The following is a 25,975-nucleotide window of genomic DNA, read 5'->3' as shown; positions in this document are numbered from 1 at the left end:
ACTGTCATGTCAGTGGACGCGCTGCGCGGCCGGTTCGTCGTCCTCGCTGCTGCGCGCCGAAAGAATTTTCGCATGCGCGGCCCGGCACTCGGGTGGCTCGATGCTGATGCGCGGCAGCCTTCGGTCCAGTCGGCGCGGCAGCCACCAGTTGGCGCCGCCCAGCATGTGCATCAGGGCCGGAACCAGCAGGGTGCGCAGGACGAAGGCGTCCAGGGCGACCGCGGCGGCGAGTGCGATGCCGAACATCGCGATGACCCGGTCTCCGCTGAGGACGAAGGCGAGGAAGACGGAGATCATGATCACCGCGGCGGAGTTGATCAGCCGGCTGGGCTCGGCGAGGCCGACCCGGACCGCCCGCCGGTTGTCGCCGGTCTCCAGCCACTCCTCGTACATCCGGCCGACGAGGAACACCTGGTAGTCCATGGAGAGGCCGAAGAGCACGGCGACCATGATGACCGGGAGAAAGGGTCCGATGGGCCCGGCGCCGCCCAGCCCCAGCAGTTCGCTCCCCCATCCCCACTGGAAGATCGCGACGACGACACCGAAGGAGGGGGCCACGGCGGCCACGTTCATCACGGCCGCCTTCAGCGGGATTGCCATCGACCGGAACGCCAGCAGCAGGAGCAGGCAGCCGAGCCCGATGACCGCGCCGACGAAGAGCGGGAGTCTGCCGATGACGACCTGGGCGAAGTCCCGAGCCGCAGGATGAGCATGCCGAGCAGGGCGATGCAGACGGTGGCCCCGGCGATCACGACGGCGCGCCCGGTCGTCGCAACAGCGTCCTGCGCCGCCTCGGCGACCGTCATGCCGCGCCGCAGTCCTGTGCGGTGCCGGGTGACGATGAACAGCGCGTAGTCGATGCCGACGCCGATCCCTATCAGCATGCCGAGCATCGGGGCGAAGTCCTCCGCCCGCAGCTCGTCCTCGTACTGCTCCTCGATCGCGGCGATGCCCTTCGCCACGCCTCCGCAAGATGGACGGGACAGATGCGCGGCTCGCTGCCGAAGCCGCCGTCGGTCCCGGGTGCGGGGCAGATGCCGGGGGTAGAGGTGGGGTCCGCCTCGTCCGGGGCGGACCCCGTCGTGACGCCGGACCAGTTCTCGATCGGTTCAGTCGTGATCGTGAATACGCCCGTCGCACGGGGCACGGTTCCGCGTGTCCGCGGTGGTGCCCGGCGGTCAGCCGGAGACGCTCGCCCGGCCGTTCTCGATGTGCCCCATCAGCCGGCGGCGGAACACGTCGTCCCCGTCGACGGTGACGGACAGGTCGTACCAGCCGTGCGCGTCGGCGGCCGAGTGGACGACCGTACGGCTCCGGCCGGGCTTGACCTTGATGGTCCGGGTCCAGTCGCGCAGGTCCGCCTCGTCGACGTACCCCAGCGGCCGGACGGTGAAGGTGAGCGTCCGCTGCCCCGTGTTGCGCAGGGTGACGTGCAGATCGCGCTCGTGGGCATCGATCCAGGTGGCGACCTCGGGTCCGCCGGCGGCAGCTCCTGCGAACTCGCGCCGGAAGCCGTTCGGCCCGGTCACCGTGAACCGGTACGCGTCACCGGTGAGGGGGACCATCCATTGCGCCGTGCCCCGTACATCCTGGTGCTGGGGTACGGGAAACTCGCCCGCGTACGGATACAGCGCGAAGTGCGCCGACGAACGGCCCGTGTTGCTGAGGGCCACCCGAACTGCCCCGTTCGTCACGGTCGACTGGGCGTCCGGCTGGTACGGCAGCGGACGGGCGGGCCGGACACCGGGCTCCTGTACGGGCATCTGCTGGACGGCCGGCGGCTTCGGCTGCCAGCGTCCGCTGAACGGCGGAATGGCGCCAGGCTGCTCGATCTCGGGCCTGCGCCGCCCGCGCGTGAAGTCGAACGCAGAGGTCAGATCGCCGGTGACGGTACGCCGCCAGTCACTGATGTTCGGCTCCTTCACACCCGTCCACCGCTCCAGGAAGCGGATCACCGAGGTGTGGTCGAAGACCTCGGAGCAGACGTAGCCGCCCACGGTCCACGGCGACACGACGAGCAGCGGCACCCGTACGCCGAGGCCGGTGGGCTTGGACTCCCACTGTTCCTCGGTCACCTCGGGCGGTGCCACGGGCGGCGGGACGTGGTCGAAGAAGCCGTCGTTCTCGTCGTAGTTGATGATGACGGCGGTGTGCTGCCACACATCGGGGTGCTTGCCCAGCGCGTCCAGGACCTTGTAGACGATCGTCGCGCTGTGGATCGGGGAGGAGACGCTCGGGTGCTCCGAGTCGACCGCCGACGGCACCAGGTAGGAGACCTCGGGCAGCGTGCCCGCCGCCACGTCCGCGGCGAACGCGTCGGCCAGCGTGCCGGTCTCGACCCGGCGCAGCCCCCGCTCGAACAGGCTGCGTTCCGGGTTCGTCAGCGTGGCGACGCCGTCCTCCAGCAGACCGAGCAGCCTGGCCCGCTCGGCCGCGTCGCCCGTGTTGCGGACGGCCGCGTAGAAGGACTCCATGTAGGTGTGACCACCGGTCTTCGCCAGCGCCTTGCGGGCGATCGCCTTGAAGGTGGCGAAGAACTCTATCTGGTTGTCGGTGAAGTTCTCCCACTCGGTGTACGTCTTCCAGCTGTGCCCGGCCTCCTCCAGCCGTTCCGCGTACGTGGACCAGTCGTACCCCGGATGGGTGCGCTCGCTGTACGCGTCGTTGCCGACCGCCCGCTTGCCGTTCGCCTCGAAGCCCGTCTTCCCGCTCCACAGGTGGTTGCGGTTGGGGCTGGTGGAGGTGTGGATGGACGAGTGGTAGGCGTCGCAGACGGTGAAGGTGTCGGCCAGTTCGTAGTGCAGCGGGATGTCGCGGCGGTCGTAGTACGCCATGGTGGCGGCCGTCTTCGCGGTCACCCAGCCGTTCATCCAGCCGCCGGCCCACGCCTTGCCGCCGCCGCTCCAGGAGTGGTCGAGGGCGCCGATGTACTGGAGGTCCTTCTTCTGCGTCGCAGCGGCGTCCCGGACCGGGAAGGGCAGCACGGAGGTGCCTGCCGCGCCCGGCTGCTCGAAGACCGGCTTTCCGGAGGGCAGCTCGATCGCATTGCGGTCGCCGAACCCGCGAACGCCGCGCAGGGCCCCGAAGTAGTGATCGAAGGAACGATTCTCCTGCATCAGGATCACCACGTGCCTGATGTCTCCGAGCCCGCCGCCGGACCCCGCCGCAGGCGCAGGCTGTGCGGCCATCGCGGCCTGCAGCGACGGCGGCAGCAGCGAACCGGCCGCCGCGACGCCGAGCGCGCCGCCACCCAGTGCGAAGAGCCGGCGCCGTGAAATGTCCGTGTTCAAGTTGAGCCTCCCGAGTCCGGTCGTACAGCGGGGAAGCTATTGAAGGCAGGTGGCTGCGGAAAGGCCACCGCACGGCCCGACGGTGAACGTCCAAGAAGTCCCCCGGGAAAATCCAACCCACAGGCCGCCGGTCCGCGCCTGGGCGTCAGCGAACGGCACGGCGCCGATGACGACGCCCAGCAGGGCCGCGGGTACGGCAACGGTCGCCTCGGGCAGCCCTGCGGGGCGTACGACGGCAGCGCGAGGAGCAGCGCGACGGAGACGATTTCGGCGGTGACGGCGTTCAGCGGACCTTCCCCCGGGCGCGGAAAGAACAGGAAGGGGCGGTACACCCGGTCAAACGGGTGCACCGCCCCTTCATCCGCATGCGGCGGCAGGAAGGGCTCAGCCTTCGACGCCGAGCTTCTCCAGGATCAGCTCGCGGACGCGGGCCGCGTCCGCCTGGCCGCGGGTGGCCTTCATGACCGCGCCGACGAGCGCACCCGCCGCCGCGACCTTGCCGCCGCGGATCTTGTCCGCGATGGCCGCGTTGGCGGCAATGGCCTCGTCGACAGCCGTGCCCAGCGCGCCCTCGTCCGAGACGACCTTCAGGCCGCGCTTCTCGACGACGGTGTCCGGGTCGCCCTCGCCCGCGAGGACACCCTCGATGACTTGGCGCGCCAGCTTGTCGTTGAGGTCGCCGGAGGCCACGAGCTCGGTCACCCGGGCGACCTGCGCCGGGGTGATCGCCAGCTCGTCCAGGGCGGTGCCGGTCTCGTTGGAGTGACGGGCCAGCTCGCCCATCCACCACTTGCGGGCCTGGTCCGACGGGGCGCCCGCCTCGGTCGTGGCGACGATCAGGTCGACCGCGCCCGCGTTGAGGATCGACTGCATGTCGTGCTCGGAGACACCCCACTCCTCGCGCAGCCGGTTGCGGCGTACGCGCGGCAGCTCGGGAAGTCCCTTGCGGAGCTCCTCGACCCAGTCGCGGGCCGGGGCGACCGGCACCAGGTCGGGCTCCGGGAAGTAGCGGTAGTCCTCGGCGTTGTCCTTGATGCGGCCGGCCGTGGTGGAGCCGTCCTCCTCGTGGAAGTGCCGGGTCTCCTGCACGACCGCGGCGCCGGAGTTCAGCACCGCGGCGTGGCGCTGGATCTCGTAACGGGCGGCGCGCTCGACGGAACGCAGCGAGTTCACGTTCTTCGTCTCGGAGCGCGTACCGAACGTCTCGGTGCCGTTGGGGCGCAGCGACAGGTTCACGTCGCAGCGCATCTGGCCCTGCTCCATGCGGGCCTCGGACACGCCGAGCGCCTTGATGAGCTCGCGCAGCTCGGCGACGTACGCCTTGGCGACCTCGGGTGCGCGCGTACCCGCTCCCTCGATCGGCTTGGTGACGATCTCGATGAGTGGAATGCCCGCACGGTTGTAGTCCAGCAGCGAGTGGGACGCGCCCTGGATACGGCCGGTGGCGCCGCCGATGTGCAGCGACTTGCCGGTGTCCTCCTCCATGTGGGCACGCTCGATGTGCACCCGGAAGATCTCGCCGTCCTCCAGCTGGACGTCCAGATAGCCGTCGAAGGCGATCGGCTCGTCGTACTGCGAGGTCTGGAAGTTCTTCGGCATGTCCGGATAGAAGTAGTTCTTCCGGGCGAAGCGGCACCACTCGGCGATCTCGCAGTTGAGCGCGAGGCCGATCTTGATGGCGGACTCGACGCCGATCGCGTTGACGACCGGGAGCGAGCCGGGCATGCCGAGGCAGGTCGGACACGTCTGCGAGTTCGGCTCCGCGCCCAGCTCGGTGGAGCAGCCGCAGAACATCTTGGTCTTGGTGCCGAGCTCGACATGGACCTCAAGGCCCATGACGGGGTCGTACGTCGCGAGGGCGTCCTCGTACGGCACCAGGTCAGTGACAGTCACGGTGAAACTTTCCCTCTCAACCCAGCAGTACGTCGTCGTCGCCCAGGCGCTTCAGCTCTCGGCAGAGCAGAGCGATGCCGGTGGCGATGGCGGCAGCGGAGACGACGGCGTCGACCAGCCGGAGCGTGTCGTGCTCAAAGCGTGCCTTCTTGGCCTGCTTGAGCACGCCGATCGCGCCGAAGGCGGTGGTGCCGATGGACAGGTACGTACCGGTCTTGGACTTCTTGAAGCCCTTGGCCTTGGTCAGTGCGCTCACAGTGAGGGAGCCTCCTCCAGCAGCGGGTGCCCCCACTTTTCCACGAAGGCGGCCTCGACTGCGGCCCCGACCTTGTACAGCCGGTCGTCCTTCATGGCGGGGGCGATGATCTGCAGACCGACCGGCAGGCCGTCCTCCGGCGCCAGACCGCAGGGCAGCGACATGGCGGAGTTGCCGGCCAGGTTGGTCGGGATGGTGCACAGGTCGGCCAGGTACATCGCCATCGGGTCGTCGGTACGCTCGCCGATCGGGAAGGCGGTGGTCGGGGTCGTCGGGGAGACGATGACGTCCACCTGCCCGAAGGCCTTCTCGAAGTCCCGCGTGATGAGCGTGCGGACCTTCTGCGCCGAGCCGTAGTACGCGTCGTAGTAGCCGGAGCTGAGTGCGTACGTCCCGAGGATGACGCGGCGCTTGACCTCGTCACCGAAGCCGGCCTCGCGGGTGAGCGCGGTGACCTCCTCGGCGGACTTCGTGCCGTCGTCGCCGATCCGCAGGCCGTAGCGCATGGCGTCGAAGCGCGCCAGGTTGGACGAGCACTCGGACGGCGCGATCAGGTAGTACGCCGACAGACCCAGGTCGAAGGACGGGCAGTCCAGCTCGACGATCGTGGCGCCGAGCGACTTCAGCAGCTCGACCGACTCGTTGAAGCGCTGGACGACACCGGCCTGGTAGCCCTCGCCGGAGAACTGCTTGACGACACCGATGCGCATGCCGTCGACGCTGCCGTTGCGGGCGGCTTCGACGACGGGCGGGACCGGGGCGTCGATGGACGTCGAGTCCAGCGGGTCGTGTCCGGCGATCACCTCGTGCAGGAGGGCCGCGTCCAGGACCGTGCGGGCGCAGGGGCCGCCCTGGTCGAGGGAGGACGAGAAGGCGACCATGCCGTAGCGGGAGACGCCGCCGTAGGTGGGCTTGACGCCGACGGTGCCGGTGACGGCGGCGGGCTGGCGGATGGAACCGCCGGTGTCCGTGCCGATGGCGAGGGGGGCCTCGTACGACGCGAGGGCGGCCGAGGAGCCACCGCCGGAGCCACCCGGCACGCGGGTGAGGTCCCACGGGTTGCCGGTCGGACCGAAGGCGCTGTTCTCGGTGGAGGACCCCATGGCGAACTCGTCCATGTTGGTCTTGCCGAGGATGACGACGTCGGCCGCCTTCAGCTTCTTGGTCAGGGTCGCGTCGTACGGCGGGACCCAGCCCTCGAGGATCTTCGAGCCGACGGTGGTCGGCATGTCCTTCGTGGTGAAGATGTCCTTGAGCGCGAGCGGGACGCCGGCCAGCGGGCCGAGCTTCTCGCCCGCCGCCTTCTTCGCATCCACGGCGCGGGCCTGCGCGAGCGCGCCCTCACGGTCGATGTGCAGGAAGGCGTGGACCTTCTCGTCGACCGCGTCGATCCGGGCCAGGTGCGCCTCGGTGACCTCGACGGCCGTGAGCTCACCGGAGGCGATCTTCGCGGCGATCTCGGCGGCGGTGAGCTTGATGATGGAGCTGTTGTCCGTCATGACTTTTAGTCCTCCCCCAGGATCTGCGGCACCTTGAAACGCTGCTGCTCCTGGGCCGGGGCGCCGGAGAGCGCCTGCTCGGGGGTGAGCGACGGACGGACCTCGTCCGCGCGCATGACATTGGTCAGCGGCAGCGGGTGGGAGGTCGGCGGTACGTCTTGGTCGGCGACCTCGGAGACGCGGGCGACCGCGCCGATGATGTCGTCGAGCTGACCGGCGAAGTGATCGAGCTCTTCGCCCTTCAGCTCCAGACGCGCCAGCCGGGCGAGGTGGACGACCTCCTCGCGCGTGATGCCAGGCATGCAGCGATCCTCAGGGGTGAGTGTTGTGGTTTTGGCCCCAATCCTATGGGGTCCGCCATGGGAGGGACCGCCACCCATGGAACACTCCGCTCTGTTCTGCGCTTATCGAGGCCGGTCGGGCCCGTCGAGAAGGTCCCCGTGCGTGAGGCGTCCTCGATGCCCTGGGGGAGATCGAGGACAGGGCACCACTCGCGCGTTCCGGGCTCTCTTCCCTACCGGCCGGCCCGCCCGCTCACGTCGTCGCCGGACGCGAGGGAATCCCTCGCCCGGGGGACCGCGGCTCCAGCTCGGCCGCCCCCGCCGCGGCGGCTGCGGCCGCGGCCGCAGCCGCTGCTTCCAGCTCGGCCGGCCGACGCCACCCGTGCTCGCCGCGCGCCCTCAGCCAGGCCGTCGTCTCCTGCGGCGGCATCGCGGCCGCCACCAGCCACCCCTGCACCGCGTCGCAGCGCAGGTCCCGCAGCCGCTCCCACGTCTCGTCGTCCTCGACCCCCTCGGCGACGACCAGCAGGCCCAGCGAGTGGGCCAGATCGATCGTGCAGCGGACGATCTCCGCGTCCTCGTGGTCGACAGCCAGCCGGGCCACGAACGACCGGTCGATCTTCAGCTCGCTGACCGGCAGCCGGCGCAGGTGGACCAGCGAGGAGTACCCCGTACCGAAGTCGTCGAGCGACATCTTCACGCCGTGCCCGGTCAGCCCGGCCAGCGTGTCCGCGGCGCGCTGCGGGTCCTCGAGCAGTACGTGTTCCGTGATTTCCAGCTGCAGGGAGCCGGGAGGGACGCCGTGCCGGGCGAGCCGGGCCGCGACGCCGCCCGCGAAGCCGGGGGTGTGGACGTCGCGCGGGGAAACGTTGACCGCGACAGGGACGAACAGCCCCTGTGCCCGCCACCGGGCGACCTGCGCCAGCGCCGTCTCCAGCACGTACTCGGTGAGGTGCGGCATCAGCCCCGACGACTCGGCAATGGCGATGAACTCGTCCGGAGGGACCCGCCCGCGCTCCGGATGAACCCAGCGCACCAGCGCCTCGAGTCCGGCCACCTGCCCGTCGAAGCGGACCTTCGGCTGGTAGTGGAGCTCCACCTCGCCGGCGTCCAGGGCGCGCCGCAGGTCACCGAGGAGACCGAGTCGGTCCGGGGTGTTGCTGTCCCGCTTCGACTCGTACACCTCGACGCCCGTACGGTCCCGCTTGGCCTGGTACATCGCCACATCGGCGCGCCTGAGCAGCCCTTCCGCGTCCAGTGCGTGCTCGGGGTAGACGGCGACACCGGCACTGGCCTCCAGCACCAGGGTGAGTCCGTCGAGGTCCAGCGGTGAGGAGAGCTCGGCGACCAGATGGCGGGCGACGCGCTGGGCGCTGGTGGTGGAGTCCGCGGTCGGAAGCAGTACGGCGAACTCGTCGCCGCCGAGCCGCGCGGCCTCCGCTCCGCGCGGCAGGGCCAGCCGGAGCCGTTCCGCTATCTGCAGCAGCAGCCGGTCCCCCGCCAGGTGACCGAGGGTGTCGTTGACGGCCCGGAACCGGTCGAGGTCGATCAGGACGAGGGCGGATCTGGCGCCGGTGCTCTCGGCGTCCTCCAGGGCCGTCCAGGTGCGCTCCAGCATCCACTGCCGGTTGGGCAGTCCGGTCAGCGGGTCCCGCAGCTGCTCCTCGGCTCTGGCCCGGGCGATCCAGAGGGTGGAGTCCAGGGCGATCAGCGGGACCGCGAAGAGCGGCAGCAGGACGGGGGTGGTCATCGCGACGACACAGATCAGCGGGGCGATGCCGAGCAGCGCGACCGCGACGAGTCCCTGCCGCAGCAGGGCCGTGCGCGCGATGGTCGGCAGCCCGCCGCCCTGAGTTGCCCGCGCGTACCACAGGAGGACCCGGGTGACGAGCAGATAGGTGGCGGCGGCGAGGAGGACTTCCGGAACTGCGTGGACGCCCCAGTCGAGTGGCTGCCAGGGCGACTCGACGGTCTGCACCTCACCGAACGCGGCGAGGACCAGCGCCGCCGCCCCTATCCCCAGGATGTCCACTGCCCCGTGCAGCAGCCCCTGCGACCAGCGGTGTCTTCGTGTGACGCCGACGAGGAGGACGACGACCATGCTGACGAGTCCGGCGGACACCCAGCCGTAGAGCAGCAGGACGGCCAGGGTGAGGGCGGCGCTGGATCCGGTCCCTCCCCACCAGCGGTCGCGCCCGAGGGCCACCAGATGGCCGACGATGATTCCGGTGAGGACGGCGAGCGACCAGCCGGCCTCGCCGTCCGGGAAGAGCGCGTGCCCGTCGCTCACGCTCCGGTAGAAACCGGTCCCGAGCTGGACAGTGGCGATCGCCATGACGACGGCACCCACTTTGGGGGTGAGGCCGACGAAACCTTGCAGCCGCGACACCGGTGCGGCGCTCTCGGTCGGTTTCATTCCGTCCCTCTCACAGCCGGCGGTGCCGATGTCACCTGTTGTCCCGCTCCCATGCCACCACGGCCCCACGGCGGTCGTGCAGCCGGGGCACGGCAGGCGCACGTCTCAACAGTAGGCCGCGAAACCCCCTACGGGCAGCGCTCTACACCTCTTGCCCGAATGCAATCCGACCATCCGTCAGCGCCGGTTATGCGCCGAACGGGTGAACCCTGACGCCCTGACCGCGCCTCCTGCCCGGACGGCCCCGTTCCGTATCGCGTCCGGCCCCTTCCCGAACCCCGTCCGGCGCCACTGCGGCCCGCTACTCCTCAACCGGTCCGGCGACAGGTACAGCCGCTGCGCGCGCCGCTTCCGGTCCCTCTTCGAGCAGCACGGCGAAGCCCGCCCCGTCCAGAACGGGAACCTTCAGCTGCATGGCCTTGTCGTATTTCGAGCCCGGGTTGTCGCCGACCACAACAAAGGAGGTCTTCTTCGAAACGGAACCGGTGACTTTGGCTCCCCGGCTCTGCAGGGCCTCTTTCGCACCGTCCCTGGTGTGGTCGGCCAGCGTGCCGGTGACAACGACGGTAAGGCCTTCGAGCGGCCGGAGCCCCTCGTCCCCGCCCGCGGCCTCGTCCGCCATCCGGACCCCGGCCTCCCGCCACTTGCGCAGGATCTCCCGGTGCCAGTCCTCCGCGAACCACTGGGTGACCGAGGCGGCGATGATGGGTCCGACCCCGTCGGCGGCGGCCAGCTCCTGCTCGGTGGCCGCCTCGATGCGGTCCATCGAACGGAACTGACGGGCCAGCTCCGCGGCCGCGACCGGGCCCACATGACGGATCGACAGCCCGGTGAGAATCCGGGCCAGGGGAGCCTCCTTGGCGGCGGCAACGGATTCCAGCATCGCCACGGCGTTCTTCTTCGGCTCGCCGTCCTGATTGGCGAAGACCAGGGCGGTCTTCTCCTCGCCGGTCCTCGGGTCGCGCTTGGGCAGTCCGCTGTCCATGTCGAGCACATAGGCCCGGATCGGCAGCAGCTGCTCGATGGTCAGTCCGAAAAGATCGCCCTCGTCGCTCATCGGCGGTTCCACAGGCTCCAGCGGCCTGGTCAGGGCGGCCGCGGCAACGTAGCCGAAGTGATCGATGTCCAGACACTTGCGGCTCGCGAGGTAAGCGACGCGCTCCCGCAACTGGGCTGGGCAGGAGCGCGCGTTGGGACAGCGGACGTCGACGTCGGCCTCCTTCATGGGCCGCAGCTCCGTCCCGCACTCGGGGCAGTGGGTCGGCATCACGAACGCCCGCTCGGTGCCGTCCCGCAGATCGACGACCGGGCCGAGGATCTCCGGGATCACATCGCCCGCCTTGCGGATCACCACCGTGTCGCCGATGAGGACGCCCTTCTCCTTCACCACGTTCTGGTTGTGCAGCGTGGCGAACTCGACCTCGGAGCCCGCCACCTCGACCGGTTCGACCTGCGCGTACGGAGTGACCCGGCCGGTGCGTCCGACGCCGACCCTGATGTTCACCAGCTTGGTGTTCACCTCCTCCGGCGGGTACTTCCAGGCGATCGCCCAGCGCGGGGCACGCGAGGTGGAGCCCAGCCGGCCCTGGAGCGCGATCTCGTCGACTTTGACGACGACGCCGTCGATCTCGTGCTCCACGGAGTGCCGGTTCTCGCCGAAGTGCGCGATGAACTCCCGTACACCGTCGAGGGAGTCGACGACCTTGTTGTGTCCGGCAGTGGGCAGGCCCCACTCGTGCAACAGCTCGTAGGCGTGCGAGAGACGGTCGATCCCGAAGCCCTCACGGGCACCGATGCCGTGCACCACCATGTGCAGCGGGCGGCCCGCGGTCACCTTCGGGTCCTTCTGGCGCAGCGAACCCGCCGCCGCGTTGCGCGGGTTGGCGAACGGCTTGTCGTCGGCTGCCACCAGCCGGGCATTCAGCGCCTCGAAGGCCTCCATCGGGAAGAAGACCTCGCCGCGGATCTCGACCAGCTCCGGGATCCGGTCGCCCTTCAGCCGGTGCGGGATCTCGGCGATCGTACGGACATTGGGGGTGATGTCCTCTCCGGTGCGGCCGTCCCCGCGAGTCGCCGCGCGGGTCAGCACCCCTCGTTCATAGGTGAGGTTGACCGCGAGGCCGTCCACCTTGAGCTCGCACAGGAAGTGGTAGCCGGTCGTGCCGATGTCCTTGGCAACGCGCTCGGCCCAGACCGCCAGCCCCTCGTCGTCGAAGGCGTTGTCCAGGGAGAGCATCCGCTCGCGGTGCTCGACCGAGGTGAACTCCGTCCGATACGGCCCCGCGACCTTCTGGGTCGGCGACGCGGGCGTACGCAGCTGCGGATACTCGTCCTCCAGCTCCTGCAGCGAGCGCATCAGCCGGTCGAACTCGGCGTCGCTGACGACTGGCTGGTCATTCACGTAGTAGCGGAAGCGGTGCTCCTCGATCTGCTCGGCGAGGAGCGCATGCCGCCCCTGTACCTCCGCGGGCACTTCCGACTGCTGTCCGCCGGCCATCGTCTCGTCCTCCCGTTACCCGATACCCGTCACTCAGGGTTGTCTGCGAGCGATCTCGCGGCCCGGGCGCAATGGGCGAGCGCGGCGCGCGCGTACGCGGGCGACGCGCCCGCGAGGCCGCACGACGGGGTGATCACCAACGACTCGGCGAGAGTCCCCGGATTCAGCCCCAGCCTGCGCCACAGCGTCCTGACACCCATGACGCTACCGCCCGGGTCCGACAATGCGTCCGAAGCCGGGTCGGCGCCGGGAACCACACCGAGGAAGAGCTGGGTCCCGCCCTCGACCGCTTCCCCGATCGCCTCCTCCTCACGCTCGGTGAGCAAGGAGAAGTCGAACGAAATACCGTCGGCCCCGGCGCGCCGGAGCAGCGCGAACGGTACGTCGGGCGCGCAGGTGTGGACGACCGTGGCGCCGTCCCCGTTCGCCGCCAGCACCTCGCGAAGCGTGCCCTCCACCACCTGCCGGTCCACGGCCCGGTAGGTGCGGTATCCGCTCGCCGTCCGGATCTGTCCGCGGAGCACACCGGTCAGGGACGGCTCGTCGAGCTGGAGGATCACCTGCGCGCCGGGCACCCTGCGCCGCACGTCGGCGAGGTGGTTGTGCAGCCCCTCCGTCAGGGAGCCCGCCAGATCGCGGCAGGCGCCCGGGTCGCCGAGCGCCGCCTCGCCGCCCCGCCGCTCCAGCGCGGCGGCCAGCGTCCAGGGGCCGACGGCCTGGACCTTGAGCGGTCCTTCGTACCCCTGGGTGAACTCCTCCAGGGCGTCGAGGTCCTCGCCGAGCCAGGAGCGGGCCCGGCGGGTGTCGCGGCCCGGCCGGTCACTGATCCGCCAGCCACTCGGCTCGACGTGGCCGTACATGTCGACGAGCAGCCCGATGGTCCGCCCGATCATGTCCGCGCCGGGCCCGCGTGCGGGCAGCTCCGGCAGATACGGCAGCCCCTCGCCGTCCCCGAAGGACCCGGTGACGGTCTTCGCCGCCTCCCGCGCGTCTCCCCCGGGCATCGACCCGATCCCGGTGGCGCGGCACCCGCTGAACTTGCTCTTCTCGCTCACGCAGGAAGCCTACGGTCCGGGGCGCCGGGCCCGTCGCGGGGCAGGCGCGGCAGAGCGCTCGCCAGGACCCTGCCCGGGTCCCGGTCCGGCCGCGATCCTGGTCCCGGCCCGGGTCCCGGTCAGCGCCCCGGGCGGACTGTCAGGTCGTTGACCTCGGCGTCCCGCGGCAGATCGAGCGCCATCACAATCGTCGTCGCGACGGACTCCGGGTCGATGAACCGGGAGGCGTCGTACTCCTTGCCCTCCTGCCGGTGGACCTTGGCCTGCATGGGGCTGGCGGTGCGCCCGGGGTAGACGGAGGTCACCCGTACCCCGTTCTCGTGCTCCTCCTGGCGCAGCGAGTCGGCCAGCGCCTTCAGGCCGTGCTTGCTCGCGGCGTACGCGCTCCACTCCGCGTGCGCGCTGAGCCCGGCGCCCGAGTTCACGAAGACGACATGGCCCTGGGCAACCCGAAGCTGCGGCAGGAAGAGCCGGGTCAGCTCGGCGGGGGCGACCAGGTTGGCGTTGAGCTGGAAGTGCCATGCCTTGGGCGTGAGGTCGCCGACCCGGCCGAGCTCCACGACGCCCGCGATGTGCAGCAGCGAGTCGAGCCGCTCCGGCAGCGGCTGCTGGGCGAACGCCCAGGAGAGCCGGTCCGGGTTGCCGAGATCGCCGACGAGCGTGCGGGCGCCGGGGTACAGCGCGGCAAGCTCCTTGGCGCGGCCCGCGTCCCGGGCCAGCAGCACGAGCTCGTCGCCCCGCGCCAGAAGACGGCGTGCGACAGCCGCGCCGATACCGGAGCCGGCGCCGGTGATGAGATGAGTGGACATGGCCCCATGGTCGCATCCACCCACCTGCCTACTGCAGCCCGGACCACTCCTCGAGGTACGCCAGGGCCCCGACCGCGTCCTTCGCGAAGAACACCAGATCGGCGAGCGGAATCGGCAGGAAGCCCTCGTCCTCCATGCGCTGGAACTGCTGGCGCAGCCCGTCGTAGAAGCCCGCCGTGTTGAGCAGGACCACCGGCTTGTCGTGCTTGCCGTGCTTCTTCAGTTCCAGGATCTCGGTCGCCTCGTCGAGCGTCCCGGTACCCCCCACCATGATCACGATCGCGTCGGCCTTCTCCAGGAGGAGTGCCTTGCGCTCGGCGAGATCGCGCGCGATCACCATCTCGTCGGCGTTGGTGCGGGCCTTCGCGGCCAGGAAGTCGACCGACACCCCCACCAGCCGTCCGCCCGCTTCCTGCACCCCGTCGGCGACGACCTTCATCAGTCCGCTCTCCGACCCGCCCCAGACCAGTGTGTGTCCGCCCCGGCCGAGCAGTTCGGCGAATTCGCGGGCGGGCACGGTGTAGCGGTCGTCGAGGTCGGCTGCGGAGAGAAAAACACAGATGTTCATGCGGCAACCGTAAGGGCCACCACCGACGCATCCGGGCGTGCGGGTGAAGAACCGGCCGGCAGCGGGGGCGGAAAGGGGAAGAAATCGGCCCGTGACACGGCTGAACCAGACATGACTTCCACACGAGGACACATCATCACCGTCGAACCCGGTACCGAGCATGTACGTGTGGTGCGCGACGGGCAGGTGCTCGCCGAGAGCCGGAGCCCGCTCGTCCTGCGCGAGACGGGCTGTCCGGTCCGCTACTACCTGCCGCCCGAAGACGTCCGGACGGAACTGCTGACGGCCTCGGACACCCATACCCACTGTCCGTTCAAGGGGGATGCCTCCTACTGGTCACTGCCGGACGCGGCCGATCTCGTCTGGGCGTATCCGGACCCGAAGCCCGAAGTCGCTGCGATCAAGGACCACTTCTGCTTCTACGAAACCGAGACGGTACGCGACTGATCGTCAGGCGCCGTCCTCACGTGCCGAATTGAAAATTCCCACACGTTCCCGGCCCGGAGCGATGAGTTCGGCGATGCTGCGGAGTCCACCCTCACATGGACAAGGCTCTCTCCCGTGACGTCACCCTGATCGCCTACCGGCGTCAGGGTGACGCACCGCCCGTGATCCTGGTCGGCGGAGTACTGGGCACCGCAGCGACCGAGGCCCGTGAACAGCGGCTGGATCAGGGAGAGACTGATCAGACCGACCTGCGGCACTGCCAGCAGTGGTAGCCCGACGGCCGCCGCCGACAGTCGGCCCACCTGTGGCCGGTCCAGTAGGGCCCCGAGGCCGCCGATTGCCAGCAGGACCGCAGGGCCGATCATCATGTGCCAGGTCAGCGGCGGTATCCAGGACACCTGCGCGGACTGGCCTCGACTGAAAAGGATCAACGGCAGCGCAAACGCCATAGCGGCCGCCGAGGCCGCCGCCCAGCGGACCCAGGTCGCACGTCCGGCCTGCGTCCATGCCAAGGTTGCCAAGTGCGCGGGCAGAATCAGCAGCGACAGCCAGTTCAGGAGGCCGCATACGAACGGCTTACCGCGACCTCAGATGCCATGATCAAGGTGGCAATGATCCGCCTGACGCTCGTCCGGCTCGCCGGGCAGTCCTTGCGGTGGAGCCATGAATCCCACCGCAAGACCGCACGAGCCAACACCGTCGAGGACTACATCGCAGCGTCATCAACCGGCCACCCGGCCGCGGTGCGCCGCACCGTCGTCGCGATCGTCGCCGAGCCGACCACCCGCGTCCCGTCGTACAGCACGACTGCCTGGCCGGGGGCCACGCCCCGTACCGCCTCGGTGAAGGTGACGTTCAGGCTGCCGTCCACGAGCTCGGCGGTCACCTCGGTCTCACCTCCGTGGGCACGGAGCTGGGCGGTGTACGTACCGGGGCCGACCGGGGCGGTGCCGCACCAGCGGGGCTTGATGGCGGTCAGCGCGGTGACGTCGAGGGCCTCGACCGGGCCGACCGTCACCGTGTTGTTCACCGGGGAGATGTCCAGGACGTAGCGCGGCTTGCCGTCGGGCGCCGGGTGGCCGATGCGCAGGCCCTTGCGCTGGCCGATGGTGAAGCCGAAGGCGCCCTCATGGGTGCCGACCTTCGTACCCGACTCGTCAACGATGTTGCCCTCGGCCGTGCCGAGCCGGCTCGCCAGGAAGCCCTGGGTGTCGCCGTCGGCGATGAAGCAGATGTCGTGGCTGTCGGGCTTCTTCGCCACGGCCAGGCCGCGGGCCTCCGCCTCGGCGCGGATCTCTTCCTTGGTGGTGAGGGTGTCGCCGAGCGGGAACATGGCGTGGGCGAGCTGCTTCTCGTCCAGGACGCCGAGGACATACGACTGGTCCTTGGCCATGTCCGAGGCGCGGTGGAGTTCGCGGCTGCCGTCCGCGTTCAGCACGACCGTGGCGTAGTGGCCGGTGCAGACGGCGTCGAAGCCGAGGGCGAGCGCCTTGTCGAGCAGCGCCGCGAACTTGATCTTCTCGTTGCAGCGCAGGCACGGGTTGGGGGTGCGGCCCGCCTCGTACTCGGCGATGAAGTCCTCGACCACGTCCTCGCGGAAGCGTTCCGCCAGGTCCCAGACGTAGAACGGGATGCCGATGACGTCCGCGGCGCGGCGGGCGTCGCGGGAGTCCTCGATGGTGCAACAGCCGCGCGCTCCGGTACGGAACGACTGCGGGTTCGCGGAGAGGGCGAGGTGCACACCGGTCACGTCGTGGCCCGCCTCGGCGGCGCGGGCCGCTGCGACGGCGGAGTCGACACCGCCCGACATGGCGGCGAGCACCCGGAGGGGGCGCGGGGAAGTCTGATTCATAGCTCCACCAGGGTACGGGTCGCCGGGAACCGAACGCTCGCGGATATGCGTTGTCGATCGCATGGGGACCAAGGGGACGACGGGCGCCAAGGGCTCCGCAGGGGCGAAGCCGGAGCACGGCATCAGCCGGCGCGGGATGCTGATCGGCGCTGCCGTCACGGCCGTGGGCACGGCGGCGCTGGCGCGGACGAAGCTGGAGCATGCCTGGTGGCGGCTGCCGGGAGTCACCAAGCCCCGGAAGCCGGGTGAGCTGGATTACGCCGGGGCGGAGTGGATAGCGGCGTCCCCGGCGAACTGGCGGCGGGCGGACCGCCCCGACGACTACGACATCGACCGGGTCGTCATCCATGTCACGCAGGGCAGCTACCGCAGCGCGGTCAAGGTCTTCCAGAGTCCGGACCACGGGGCGGCGGCGCACTACGTGGTACGCCGGGACGGCCATGTGGCGCAGATGATCCGTGAGCTGGATGTGGCGTTCCACGCCGGGAACAGGTCGTACAACGAGCGCAGCGTCGGCATCGAGCACGAGGGGTTCGTGGACCGGCCGCAGGACTTCACGGCGGCGATGTACGCGTCGTCGGCGCGGCTGACGGCCGCGATATGCGGACGGTACGGGATTCCGGTGGACCGCAAGCACATCATCGGGCATGTGGAGGTGCCGGGCACGGACCACACCGACCCCGGTCCGCATTGGGACTGGGACCGGTATCTCAAGCTGGTACGGGCAGCGGCTGCCGGCCCGGCGAAGGGCCCTGGGGGCCCGAGACCCCAGGAGGCGTCCGGCGGATCTAGTGCCGTGACCGGCAATGTTTGCCCCGTAGGGAGCGTCGTCCAGTGCGTGCGATCGCAAGGCGGCCGGAAGTCCTTGTAGCGGAGCTACCAGGGCTTTTGGCCAACGCGGCGAGCGGGCGTGCTGGACGACGCGACGGGGCAAAGCTTGCCGGGAGGGGCACTAGCTGAGCCCTGCCGTCCTGGCGCGCTCGACCGCCGGCCCGATCGCCCGTGCCACGTCCTCGACGTCCTGCTTGGTCGACGTGTGACCGAGCGAGAACCGCAGCGTGCCGCGGGCCAGGTCCGGATCGGTGCCGGTGGCCAGCAGCACATGGCTGGGCTGGGCGATGCCCGCCGTGCAGGCGGAGCCGGTGGAGCATTCGATGCCCTGGGCGTCCAGCAGCAGCAGGAGGGAGTCACCCTCGCACCCGGGGAAGGTGAAGTGGGCGTTGGCCGGCAGCCGGCCGCCGGGGGCGGGGTCGCCGCCGAGGATGGCGTCGGGAACCGCGGCCAGCACGGCCGCGACCAGCTCGTCGCGGAGCCCGCCGATCTCGCGGGCGAACTCCTCGCGCCGTTCGGCGGCGAGCCGTCCGGCCACCGCGAAGGCGGCGACGGCGGGCACGTCGAGGGTCCCGGAGCGCACATGCCGCTCCTGGCCGCCGCCGTGCAGCACGGGTACGGGGGTGTGTTCGCGGCCGAGCAGCAGCGCGCCGATGCCGAACGGGCCGCCGATCTTGTGCGCGCTGACGGTCATCGCGGCCAGCCCCGAGCCGGCGAAGTCGACGTCCAGCTGACCGAAGGCCTGGACCGCGTCGGCATGCATCGGCACGTCGAACTCGTTGGCCACGGCGGCCAGTTCACGTACCGGCATGATGGTGCCGATCTCGTTGTTGGCCCACATCACAGTGACCAGCGCGACATCGTCCCGGTTGCGCACGATCGCCTCGCGCAGTGCGTCCGGGTGGACGCGCCCGTACCTGTCGACGGGGAGGTATTCGACGGTCGCGCCCTCGTGTTCGGCGAGCCAGTCGACTGCGTCCAGCACCGCGTGGTGCTCGACGGGACCGGCGAGAACGCGGGTGCGCCGTGGGTCGGCGTCGCGGCGGGCCCAGTAGAGGCCCTTCACGGCGAGGTTGTCGGCCTCGGTGCCTCCGGAGGTGAAGACCACCTCGCTGGGGCGTGCGCCAAGGGCGTCGGCGAGGGTCTCTCTCGACTCCTCGACGGTACGGCGGGCCCGTCGCCCGGCGGCGTGCAGTGAGGACGCGTTGCCGGTGACGGCGAGCTGGGCGGTCATCGCCGCGATCGCCTCCGGAAGCATCGGCGTGGTCGCGGCGTGGTCGAGGTAAGCCATGGTGAGCTCGATTCTACGAGCCCGTGGCCGGGCGCATGCCGGGCGCATCGCGGTCCGGTACCCGTGCACGGCGGGCGGGTGCTGTGCCGCGTGCCCCGAACCATGGGTCAGCCGCGCGGGGCGCGGGCCAGCTGGCGGGACTGAGCGACCAGCCGGTCGGCGCTGTCCCAGACGTCCGCGTCCTCCTCCAGGAAGCCGCCCGCGAGGTTGCGGGTGGTGATGGAGACACGCAGCGGGCCGGGGGCCGGGCGGCAGCGGATGTGGGTGGTGAGCTCGATGGTCGGCGTCCAGCCCTTGAGCCCCAGCTCGAACGAGGTCGGCGGCAGCGCGTCGACGGTGAGCAGCAGGGAGTACGGGTCGGCGTCGCGGCCGTCCGCAAGGCCGAACCAGCCGCGCATCTCGCCCTTGCCGGACGGGGCGCCGACGGCCCAGCCCACGGTCGACGGGTCGAGCTTGATGCTGAGCCGCTCGGTGATCGCGGAGCTTCCGGGGATGGGCGTCGGGCCGTCCCCCGGGCCGAAGCACTGCTCGATCGGTGCCATGGCCGGCGGCTTCGCCGACGTACGGATGTCGTCGGAGAGGGAGTCCAGGTCGCCGTAGGTGCCGAGGATCCGGATGCGCTCGACCTCGGTGCCGTCCTCCGCGCACTGGAAGAGGGACGCCTGGCCGGTGGAGAGGGTCCGGCCGGTGCGGACAACCTGCGTACGGATCACCGCGGGGCCGGGGACGGACGCGGTGAGGTAGTGCGCGGAGACCGAGAAGGGATCGGAGTGGGGCAGGGCCTCGCCGAGCGCACGGCCGAGCATGGCCAGGAGATACCCGCCGTTGACGGCGCGGATGATCGTCCAGCCCGCGGAGAGCTCGGCATCGTAGACGCCTTCTTCGCGAAGGGTGACGGCGGTGTCTCTGTCGAACTCGCTGTCACCGATGAGTGCCTGAGCTGCCTGTGCCATGAGATGCACCGTACACCGAGTGCATTACTGAGCGGTAGCTTTTTTGAGGTGCCGATGCACCGGCGTATCGCGGGCAGGGGGTCCGGTCAGGTGGCCGCGGAGCTCTCCTCCGCCGTGGCCGAGGAACGGTTGTAGGCGCGGGGCGCCCGCCAGTGGAAGCGCATCGCCAGCAGCCGCAGAACGAAGGCGGCGATCGCGGCGGTGCCGCTGGTGAAGGCGTTCAGCGCGTCGAAGCGGATGCACAGCACGATCATGGTGGCACCGACCATCGCGGGCACGGCGTACAGATCGCGGTCCCAGCGCAGCAGCGACGGCGTCTCGTTGGCGAGGACGTCACGCAGCACACCGCCGCCGACCGCGGTGGCCAGGCCCAGGGCAGCCGATGCGGTGAGACCGAGCCCGTAGTCGTACGCCTTGACGGTGCCGGCGACACAGAACAGCCCGAGGCCCGCCGCGTCGAAGACGTTGACGGCGACCTGGATCCGTTCGACGTGCGGATGCAGGAAGAAGACCAGGCCGGCGGCGAGCAGTGGGGTGAGGAAGTAGCCGAGATCGGTGAAGGCGGCGGGCGGGACCGCTCCGATGATCACGTCACGGAACAGCCCCCCGCCCAGCGCTGTCACCTCGGCAAGTACCGCGATGCCGAAGACATCGAAGTTCTTGCGTACGGCGAGCAGTGCGCCGGAGATCGCGAAGACGAAGATTCCGACGATGTCGAGCGCATGCTGGACGGAGGGCGTGAACAGTTCGTTGAGCACCGGGCAATTGTGCCGGTACTACCCCTTCGGGCTGTCCTCCGCATCCCCGGAGTCCGCCGCGCCCTCTGAATCCGTCGCGGCCGCGGCGCCCTGGGAGACCTCAGTGATCTTGCCCGGGGCCTCCGGTGCGGCCGGCTCCGGCTCCTTCTTCAGCGCCACGATCTCCACCGCGTCCCGCGCCGATTCCAGCACGGTGTCGCCCGGTGCCTGGTCCGAGGCGTTCTCCGGGTGGTGGCAGGCCACTTGGTGACCGCTCTTCAGGGTCAACAGCGGCGGTTCCTGCGTCTTGCAGACCTCCGTCGCCTTCCAGCACCGGGTGTGGAAGCGGCAGCCGCTCGGCGGTGAGATCGGTGACGGGACGTCGCCGTTGAGCAGGATGCGCTCGCTCTTCGCGCCGCGCCGCCGCGGGTCCGGGACCGGCACCGCCGACAGCAGTGCCTTGGTGTACGGGTGCATCGGCGACTGGTACAGCGAGTCGCGGTCGGCCAGCTCGACGATCTTGCCGAGGTACATCACCGCGATGCGGTCCGAGACATGCCGGATGACCGACAGGTCGTGCGCGATGATCACGTAGGTGAGGCCGAGCTCCTTCTGGAGGTCGTCCATCAGGTTGACCACCTGGGCCTGGACCGAGACGTCCAGCGCGGAGACCGGCTCGTCGGCGACGACGAGCTTCGGCTTGAGGGCCAGTGCCCGTGCGATGCCGATGCGCTGACGCTGGCCGCCGGAGAACTCGTGCGGGTAGCGGTTGTAGTGCTCGGGGTTGAGGCCCACCAGGCCCAGCAGCCGCTGAACCTCCTGCTTCACGCCGCCCTCGGGCTCCACACCCTGGAGCTTGAAGGGGGCCGAGACGATCGAGCCGACCGTGTGCCGCGGGTTCAGCGAGCCGTAGGGGTCCTGGAAGATCATCTGGACGTCACGCCGCATCGGGCGCATGCCCGAGACACCGAGGTGCGTGATGTCCTTGCCCTCGAACTCGATCGTTCCGCCGGTCGGCTCGAGCAGGCGAGTGATCAGCCGGCCCATGGTCGACTTGCCGCAGCCGGACTCGCCGACGACGCCGAGGGTCTCTCCGGGGCGCACCTCGAAGTCGATACCGTCGACGGCCTTGACCGCGCCGGTCTGCCGCTGCAGCAACCCCTTCTTGATGGGGAAGTGCTTGACCAGGCCGGTGACCTTGAGCAGCGGTTCGGGCGAAGAGGTGGCCTGCTCCGGGATCGTCCCCTTTTTATCGAGCACAGTGGGATCCTTTGTCTCACTCACAGCTTCGGCGCAATCTCTTCGGTCCAGATCCGGGTCCGCTCCTCCTGCGACATGTGGCAGGCCGAGTAGTGGCGGCCGGGCCCGTCCCCGCTCAGCAGCTTCAGCTCCGGACGCTGCGTGCGGGTGATGTTGCCCTTGGGTACATCCGCGTACGGGCAGCGCGGGTGGAAGGCACAGCCGCTGGGGACGTTGATGAGGCTGGGCGGGGAGCCCTTGACCGGGATCAGTCGGTCGGTCTGCTCGCGGTCGATGCGGGGCATGGAGCCCAGCAGACCCCAGGTGTACGGGTGCTGGGGCTGGTAGAAGACCTGCTCCGCCGGGCCGCGCTCGATGCAGCGGCCGCCGTACATCACCAGGATGTCGTCGGCGAGCTCGGCGACCACGCCCAGGTCGTGGGTGATGATGATGACCGCCGAGCCGAACTCCTTCTGCAGGTCCCGGATGAGGTCGAGGATCTGCGCCTGGACGGTCACGTCCAGCGCCGTCGTCGGTTCGTCGGCGATCAGCAGCTCGGGGTTGTTGATCAGCGCCATCGCGATCATCGCGCGCTGGCGCATACCGCCGGAGAACTCGTGCGGGTACATGTCGACGCGCTTGCCCGGCTCGGGGATGCCGACCCGGTCGAGAAGCTCGACGGCCCGCTTGCGGGCGGTCTTCTTGTCGACGTCGTGGTGGACCCGGTACGCCTCCACGATCTGGTGGCCCACCGTGTAGTACGGGTGCATCGCGGACAGCGGATCCTGGAAGATCATCGCCATGTCGCGGCCGCGCAGCTTGCGTACGGTGTCCGGGTCGGCGGACAGCAGCTCCTGGCCGTTCAGCCAGATCTCGCCGGAGATCTGTGCCTTCTGCCGGCCGTACTGACCGACCGTGTGCAGGCCCATGATGCCGAGCGAGGTGACCGACTTGCCGGAGCCGGACTCGCCCACGATACCGAGGGTCTTGCCCTTCTCCAGCTGGAAGGTCAGGCCGTCGACGGACTTGACCAGACCGTCGTCCGTCGGAAAGTGGATCTTCAGGTCGCGTACGTCCAGGAAGACGCCCGGGTCCGATGCGCCGGAGCGGACGGGCTCATTGACCGCCCCGGTCCTCTGCAGGTCGGTCATGCCAGCCTCACTCGGGGGTCGATCACGGCGTACAGGAGGTCGACGACGAGGTTGGCGAGGACCACCGCGGAGGCGGTGATGAGGGTGACGCCGATGATGATGGGCAGGTCGCGGTCACCGATCGACTTGATCGCCATATAGCCGAGGCCGTGCAGGCCGAACGTGGTCTCGGTGAGGATCGCGCCGCCCACCAGGGCGCCGAGGTCCATACCGAGGATGGTCAGGATGGGGGTCATGGTGGAGCGCATGGCGTGCTTGCCGAGCACGACCGGCTCCCGCAGACCTTTGGCGCGCGCGGTACGGATGTAGTCCTCGCCGAGCACCTCGAGCAGGGTGGCGCGGGTGAGGCGGGCGTACATGGCGGCGTAGAGGAAGGCAAGGGTGACCCAGGGCAGGATCATTCCGCCGAACCAGCCACCGAAGTTCTCCGTGATGGGCACGTAGTCGGCACGCGTCCAGTCCAGTTGGGTACGGAAGATCAGCAGGGCCAGCATGCCGGTGAAGTAGATCGGCAGGGAGACACCCGCGAGGGCGGTGATCATCGCAGCGCGGTCGACGACCGTGCCCCGCTTGAGTGCGGAGATCACACCGGTGGAGACACCGGCCAGGAGCCACAGCACCACGGCGCCGATGATCAACGAGAGGGTCACCGGGAAGGCGTCCTTGAGCAGCGGCCAGACGTCTTGCTCCGTACGGAACGAGTAGCCGAAGCAGGGAGCGGCACAGTGAATGGTCTCACCGCCGTTGCTGTAGTCACGGCCGGTGACGACACCCACGGCGAAGTGCCAGAACTGCGCCAGGATCGGCTCGTCCAGGCCCAGCTTCTGACGGACGCCCTCGATCGAGGCCGGGTCCGCCTGCTTGCCGACGAACATCGCGGCAGGGTCACTGCCGGTCATCTTCGGGATGAGGAAGAAGATGCCGAATGTCACCAGCGTGACGACCATCAGCATCACAATGACGGCGGTCAGCCGCCTGACGATATATGCAAGCATGCAGTCGGCCCGGCGGTGGCCGGGAAACCCCGGAAGGTTCCCCGGCCACCGCGCACGGCCATCACCTGCCCTTCGAACCTAGCGGCGGGTGCGCCGGTGTAGCTGACAGACGGTCACTTGACGACGCCGAGGGCGGCGTAGTCGTAGCGGCCGTTGTAGGCGTCGGCCGTGTACACGTTCGTCAGGCGCGAGCCGCGCCAGACGATGTTCTTCTCGTGGGTGAAGGGCAGGTAGACCGCAGCCTCCGTGACCTTCGTGTTGATCTGCTTGTAGAGGTCACCGGCCTTGCTGGGGTCGGTCTCCGCCAGCGCCTGGTCGAACAGCTTGTTGATCGCCGGGTCGTTCAGCTGCGAGAAGTTGTTGTTGCCGCTCTGCAGGATGAAGCGGCCGTCGACCAGCGGCTGCAGGAAGCCCTGACCGGACGGGAAGTCGGCGCCCCAGCCCATGATGATGATGCCGTAGCCCTTGTCCTTGACGACCTTGGGCGAGCCGATGATGCCGGAGGACTGCGCACCGTCGTACTGGTCGATGTCGGCCTGGATACCGACCTTGCCGAGCGCCTGCTGGAGCGACTCGGCCGTGGCGATCTCGATCGGCTTGTTGTTGCGGACCGCGATGGTGGTCTTGAAGCCGTTCGGCTGGCCGCACTTCTTCAGCGCTTCCTTGGCCTTGACCTCGTCCGGCTTGCCGGAGAGCTTGCCGTACGGGTCGGCCTTCGGGTCGGAGCCCTTGATGGCCGGCGGCAGCATGTTGGTGGCGATGTCACCACCGGCCTGCGGGCCGCCACGGGCGGTCTGCAGGGACTTGGAGTCGGCCGCGTAGATGAGGGCCTTGCGGCACTCGATGTTGTCGAGCGGCTTGACCGTCTGCGGGAACACCGCGTAGCGGATGAAGCCGGTCTGCGGGTTGTCGACGTTGTCCTTGTGCTGCTGGAGCACCTTGGCACGCGCGGCCTGGCCGACACCGGTGGCGTTGATGTCGAGGTCGTACTCGCCCTCGATCAGCCGGTTGTCCATGTCGTCGGAGTTGCTCTGCAGCTTGACCGTGATCTTGTCCGGCAGGGCCTTGCGGATGGTGTCCGTCGCCTTGTCCCAGTTCTCGTTGCGGACGAGCGTGATGGACTTGTTCGGCGTGTACTCCTGCCACTTGTACGGGCCCATGGAGGCGGGCTTCAGACCGTACTTGGCCTTGGTGTCCAGGTCCGCGCGGACCGGAGTGGCCGAGGGCATCGCCAGCATCTGCAGGAAGTCGCCGTTGGCCTTCGGCAGCTTGAAGATGATGGTCTGGTCGTCGGGCGTCTCGATGGCCTTCAGGCCGAGCTTGTCCGGGGTGGTGTCCTTGTAGGGACCCTTGTACTCACCCTTGGGGTCGAGCACCTGCTGGAGGTAGATCGGGCCGCCGGAGATGACGTCCTGGGCCCAGATGCGCTCGATGCCGTACTTCAGGTCCTTGGAGGTGACGGGCTTGCCGTCCTCCCACTTCAGACCCGGCTTCAGCTTGAAGGTGTAGGTCTTGCCGTCGGGCGAGACCTGACCGGCGTCGGTGGCCATGTCCGGCACCAGCTCGGTGCTGGCGGCACCCGGCTCGCCCTTGAAGCTGATCAGCTGACGGGTGTAGTAGCGGGCGAAGTTCCACATGAAGCCGTAGTAACCGCGCTGCGGGTCCCACGAGTCGGCGTCCTGGGTGCCGATGAACTTCAGCTCGCCACCCTTCTTGTCGGACGCGCTGGCGACCTTACTGACCGCGGCGTTGAAGCCCGCGGCCCCGGGCTTGCCCCCGCCGCCACCGTTGTCGTCCTTGTCTCCGCCACCGCAGGCCGCGGTGCCGAGCAGAGCCGCTACGACGAGAGCCGAGCCCGCGACGAGCCTGCGCCTCGATGAACTGATGGGTGTCACGATCTCGCAACCTCCGTGAT

21 protein-coding genes and 2 pseudogenes are annotated in these 25,975 nt (G+C 69.6%); 3 read left to right on the top strand and 20 right to left on the bottom strand.

Annotated elements, in window-relative coordinates:
• Positions 1-9 precede the first annotated feature (9 nt).
• The 11 genes and pseudogenes from ACIBB8_RS03800 to ACIBB8_RS03750 form a co-directional block, all read right to left on the bottom strand.
• Positions 10-905: pseudogene (locus ACIBB8_RS03800) on the bottom strand (MMPL family transporter); the annotation flags it as partial.
• A 273-nt stretch (positions 906-1,178) separates the two neighbouring features.
• The gene (locus ACIBB8_RS03795) at positions 1,179-3,290 is read right to left on the bottom strand and encodes a phosphocholine-specific phospholipase C (protein WP_398948833.1); all 2,112 of its coding nucleotides are present in this window, start codon (positions 3,288-3,290) and stop codon (positions 1,179-1,181) included.
• Positions 3,291-3,674: 384 nt separating this feature from the next.
• Positions 3,675-5,183, bottom strand: coding sequence for an Asp-tRNA(Asn)/Glu-tRNA(Gln) amidotransferase subunit GatB (gene gatB, locus ACIBB8_RS03790; protein WP_398948832.1), 1,509 nt, complete (start codon positions 5,181-5,183; stop codon positions 3,675-3,677).
• Between the two features lie 16 nt (positions 5,184-5,199).
• Complete coding sequence (locus ACIBB8_RS03785; RefSeq protein WP_393303111.1) at positions 5,200-5,439, bottom strand: hypothetical protein; 240 nt, start codon at positions 5,437-5,439, stop codon at positions 5,200-5,202.
• On the bottom strand, positions 5,436-6,938 hold the full coding sequence (gene gatA / locus ACIBB8_RS03780) for an Asp-tRNA(Asn)/Glu-tRNA(Gln) amidotransferase subunit GatA (protein WP_398948831.1): 1,503 nt from the start codon (positions 6,936-6,938) through the stop codon (positions 5,436-5,438). The genes ACIBB8_RS03785 and gatA overlap by 4 nt, the downstream gene beginning before the upstream one ends.
• 5 nt (positions 6,939-6,943) lie before the next feature.
• Positions 6,944-7,240, bottom strand: coding sequence for an Asp-tRNA(Asn)/Glu-tRNA(Gln) amidotransferase subunit GatC (gene gatC, locus ACIBB8_RS03775; protein ID WP_358862620.1), 297 nt, complete (start codon positions 7,238-7,240; stop codon positions 6,944-6,946).
• Positions 7,241-7,472: 232 nt separating this feature from the next.
• Positions 7,473-9,635, bottom strand: coding sequence for a putative bifunctional diguanylate cyclase/phosphodiesterase (locus ACIBB8_RS03770; protein WP_398948830.1), 2,163 nt, complete (start codon positions 9,633-9,635; stop codon positions 7,473-7,475).
• Positions 9,636-9,936: 301 nt separating this feature from the next.
• A complete protein-coding gene (gene ligA, locus ACIBB8_RS03765; RefSeq protein ID WP_398948829.1) occupies positions 9,937-12,132 on the bottom strand; it encodes an NAD-dependent DNA ligase LigA in 2,196 nt (731 codons plus the stop codon).
• 29 nt (positions 12,133-12,161) lie between these two features.
• A complete protein-coding gene (locus ACIBB8_RS03760; RefSeq protein ID WP_398948828.1) occupies positions 12,162-13,187 on the bottom strand; it encodes a methionine synthase in 1,026 nt (341 codons plus the stop codon).
• Positions 13,188-13,306: 119 nt separating this feature from the next.
• Entirely contained in the window at positions 13,307-13,996 is a 690-nt protein-coding gene (locus tag ACIBB8_RS03755) for an SDR family oxidoreductase (protein WP_398948827.1), read from the bottom strand.
• Between the two features lie 28 nt (positions 13,997-14,024).
• Complete coding sequence (locus tag ACIBB8_RS03750; RefSeq protein WP_393303123.1) at positions 14,025-14,564, bottom strand: TIGR00730 family Rossman fold protein; 540 nt, start codon at positions 14,562-14,564, stop codon at positions 14,025-14,027.
• A gap of 111 nt (positions 14,565-14,675) precedes the next feature.
• Here ACIBB8_RS03750 and ACIBB8_RS03745 point away from each other — a divergent pair, with 111 nt between their 5' ends.
• Together ACIBB8_RS03745 and ACIBB8_RS03740 are read left to right on the top strand one after the other, a co-directional pair.
• Positions 14,676-15,011: a DUF427 domain-containing protein gene (locus ACIBB8_RS03745; protein WP_398948826.1), complete on the top strand. Its 336-nt coding sequence runs from the start codon at positions 14,676-14,678 to the stop codon at positions 15,009-15,011.
• A gap of 95 nt (positions 15,012-15,106) precedes the next feature.
• On the top strand, positions 15,107-15,283 hold the full coding sequence (locus ACIBB8_RS03740; RefSeq protein ID WP_398948825.1) for a hypothetical protein: 177 nt from the start codon (positions 15,107-15,109) through the stop codon (positions 15,281-15,283).
• Here the strand turns inward: ACIBB8_RS03740 and ACIBB8_RS03735 are convergent.
• Together ACIBB8_RS03735 and mnmA are read right to left on the bottom strand one after the other, a co-directional pair.
• A pseudogene (locus tag ACIBB8_RS03735) lies at positions 15,221-15,580 on the bottom strand (hypothetical protein); the annotation flags it as partial. The gene ACIBB8_RS03740 and the pseudogene ACIBB8_RS03735 overlap by 63 nt on opposite strands.
• Positions 15,581-15,717: 137 nt before the next feature.
• Positions 15,718-16,863 (bottom strand): tRNA 2-thiouridine(34) synthase MnmA, encoded by a 1,146-nt coding sequence (gene mnmA, locus ACIBB8_RS03730; RefSeq protein WP_398948824.1) that lies wholly within the window; start codon positions 16,861-16,863, stop codon positions 15,718-15,720.
• A gap of 61 nt (positions 16,864-16,924) precedes the next feature.
• Here mnmA and ACIBB8_RS03725 point away from each other — a divergent pair, with 61 nt between their 5' ends.
• Positions 16,925-17,734, top strand: a complete 810-nt coding sequence (locus ACIBB8_RS03725) for an N-acetylmuramoyl-L-alanine amidase (RefSeq protein WP_398948823.1) — start codon at positions 16,925-16,927, stop codon at positions 17,732-17,734.
• Between the two features lie 81 nt (positions 17,735-17,815).
• Here ACIBB8_RS03725 and ACIBB8_RS03720 read toward each other — a convergent pair whose 3' ends face one another.
• The 7 genes from ACIBB8_RS03720 to ACIBB8_RS03690 all read right to left on the bottom strand — a co-directional run bounded on the left by ACIBB8_RS03720 (position 17,816) and on the right by ACIBB8_RS03690 (position 25,958).
• Positions 17,816-18,985, bottom strand: coding sequence for a cysteine desulfurase family protein (locus ACIBB8_RS03720; protein WP_398948822.1), 1,170 nt, complete (start codon positions 18,983-18,985; stop codon positions 17,816-17,818).
• A 107-nt stretch (positions 18,986-19,092) separates the two neighbouring features.
• The gene (locus ACIBB8_RS03715) at positions 19,093-19,938 is read right to left on the bottom strand and encodes a thioesterase family protein (protein WP_398948821.1); all 846 of its coding nucleotides are present in this window, start codon (positions 19,936-19,938) and stop codon (positions 19,093-19,095) included.
• Positions 19,939-20,024: 86 nt separating this feature from the next.
• Positions 20,025-20,696 (bottom strand): trimeric intracellular cation channel family protein, encoded by a 672-nt coding sequence (locus ACIBB8_RS03710; protein WP_398948820.1) that lies wholly within the window; start codon positions 20,694-20,696, stop codon positions 20,025-20,027.
• Between the two features lie 18 nt (positions 20,697-20,714).
• Positions 20,715-21,959, bottom strand: coding sequence for an ABC transporter ATP-binding protein (locus ACIBB8_RS03705; protein WP_398948819.1), 1,245 nt, complete (start codon positions 21,957-21,959; stop codon positions 20,715-20,717).
• On the bottom strand, positions 21,956-23,065 hold the full coding sequence (locus tag ACIBB8_RS03700) for an ABC transporter ATP-binding protein (RefSeq protein WP_398948817.1): 1,110 nt from the start codon (positions 23,063-23,065) through the stop codon (positions 21,956-21,958). The genes ACIBB8_RS03705 and ACIBB8_RS03700 overlap by 4 nt, the downstream gene beginning before the upstream one ends.
• The gene (locus ACIBB8_RS03695) at positions 23,062-24,060 is read right to left on the bottom strand and encodes an ABC transporter permease (protein ID WP_398948816.1); all 999 of its coding nucleotides are present in this window, start codon (positions 24,058-24,060) and stop codon (positions 23,062-23,064) included. Before ACIBB8_RS03695 ends, ACIBB8_RS03700 begins: the two co-directional genes overlap by 4 nt.
• 113 nt (positions 24,061-24,173) lie before the next feature.
• A complete protein-coding gene (locus ACIBB8_RS03690; protein ID WP_398948953.1) occupies positions 24,174-25,958 on the bottom strand; it encodes an ABC transporter substrate-binding protein in 1,785 nt (594 codons plus the stop codon).
• Between the last annotated feature and the right edge of the window lie 17 nt (positions 25,959-25,975).

It is taken from the genome of Streptomyces sp. NPDC051286 (assembly GCF_044455345.1).
Lineage (GTDB): Bacteria > Actinomycetota > Actinomycetes > Streptomycetales > Streptomycetaceae > Streptomyces.
The sequence above is the reverse complement of the archived record's forward strand: the minus strand, read 5'-3'. Positions and strand labels throughout refer to the sequence as shown.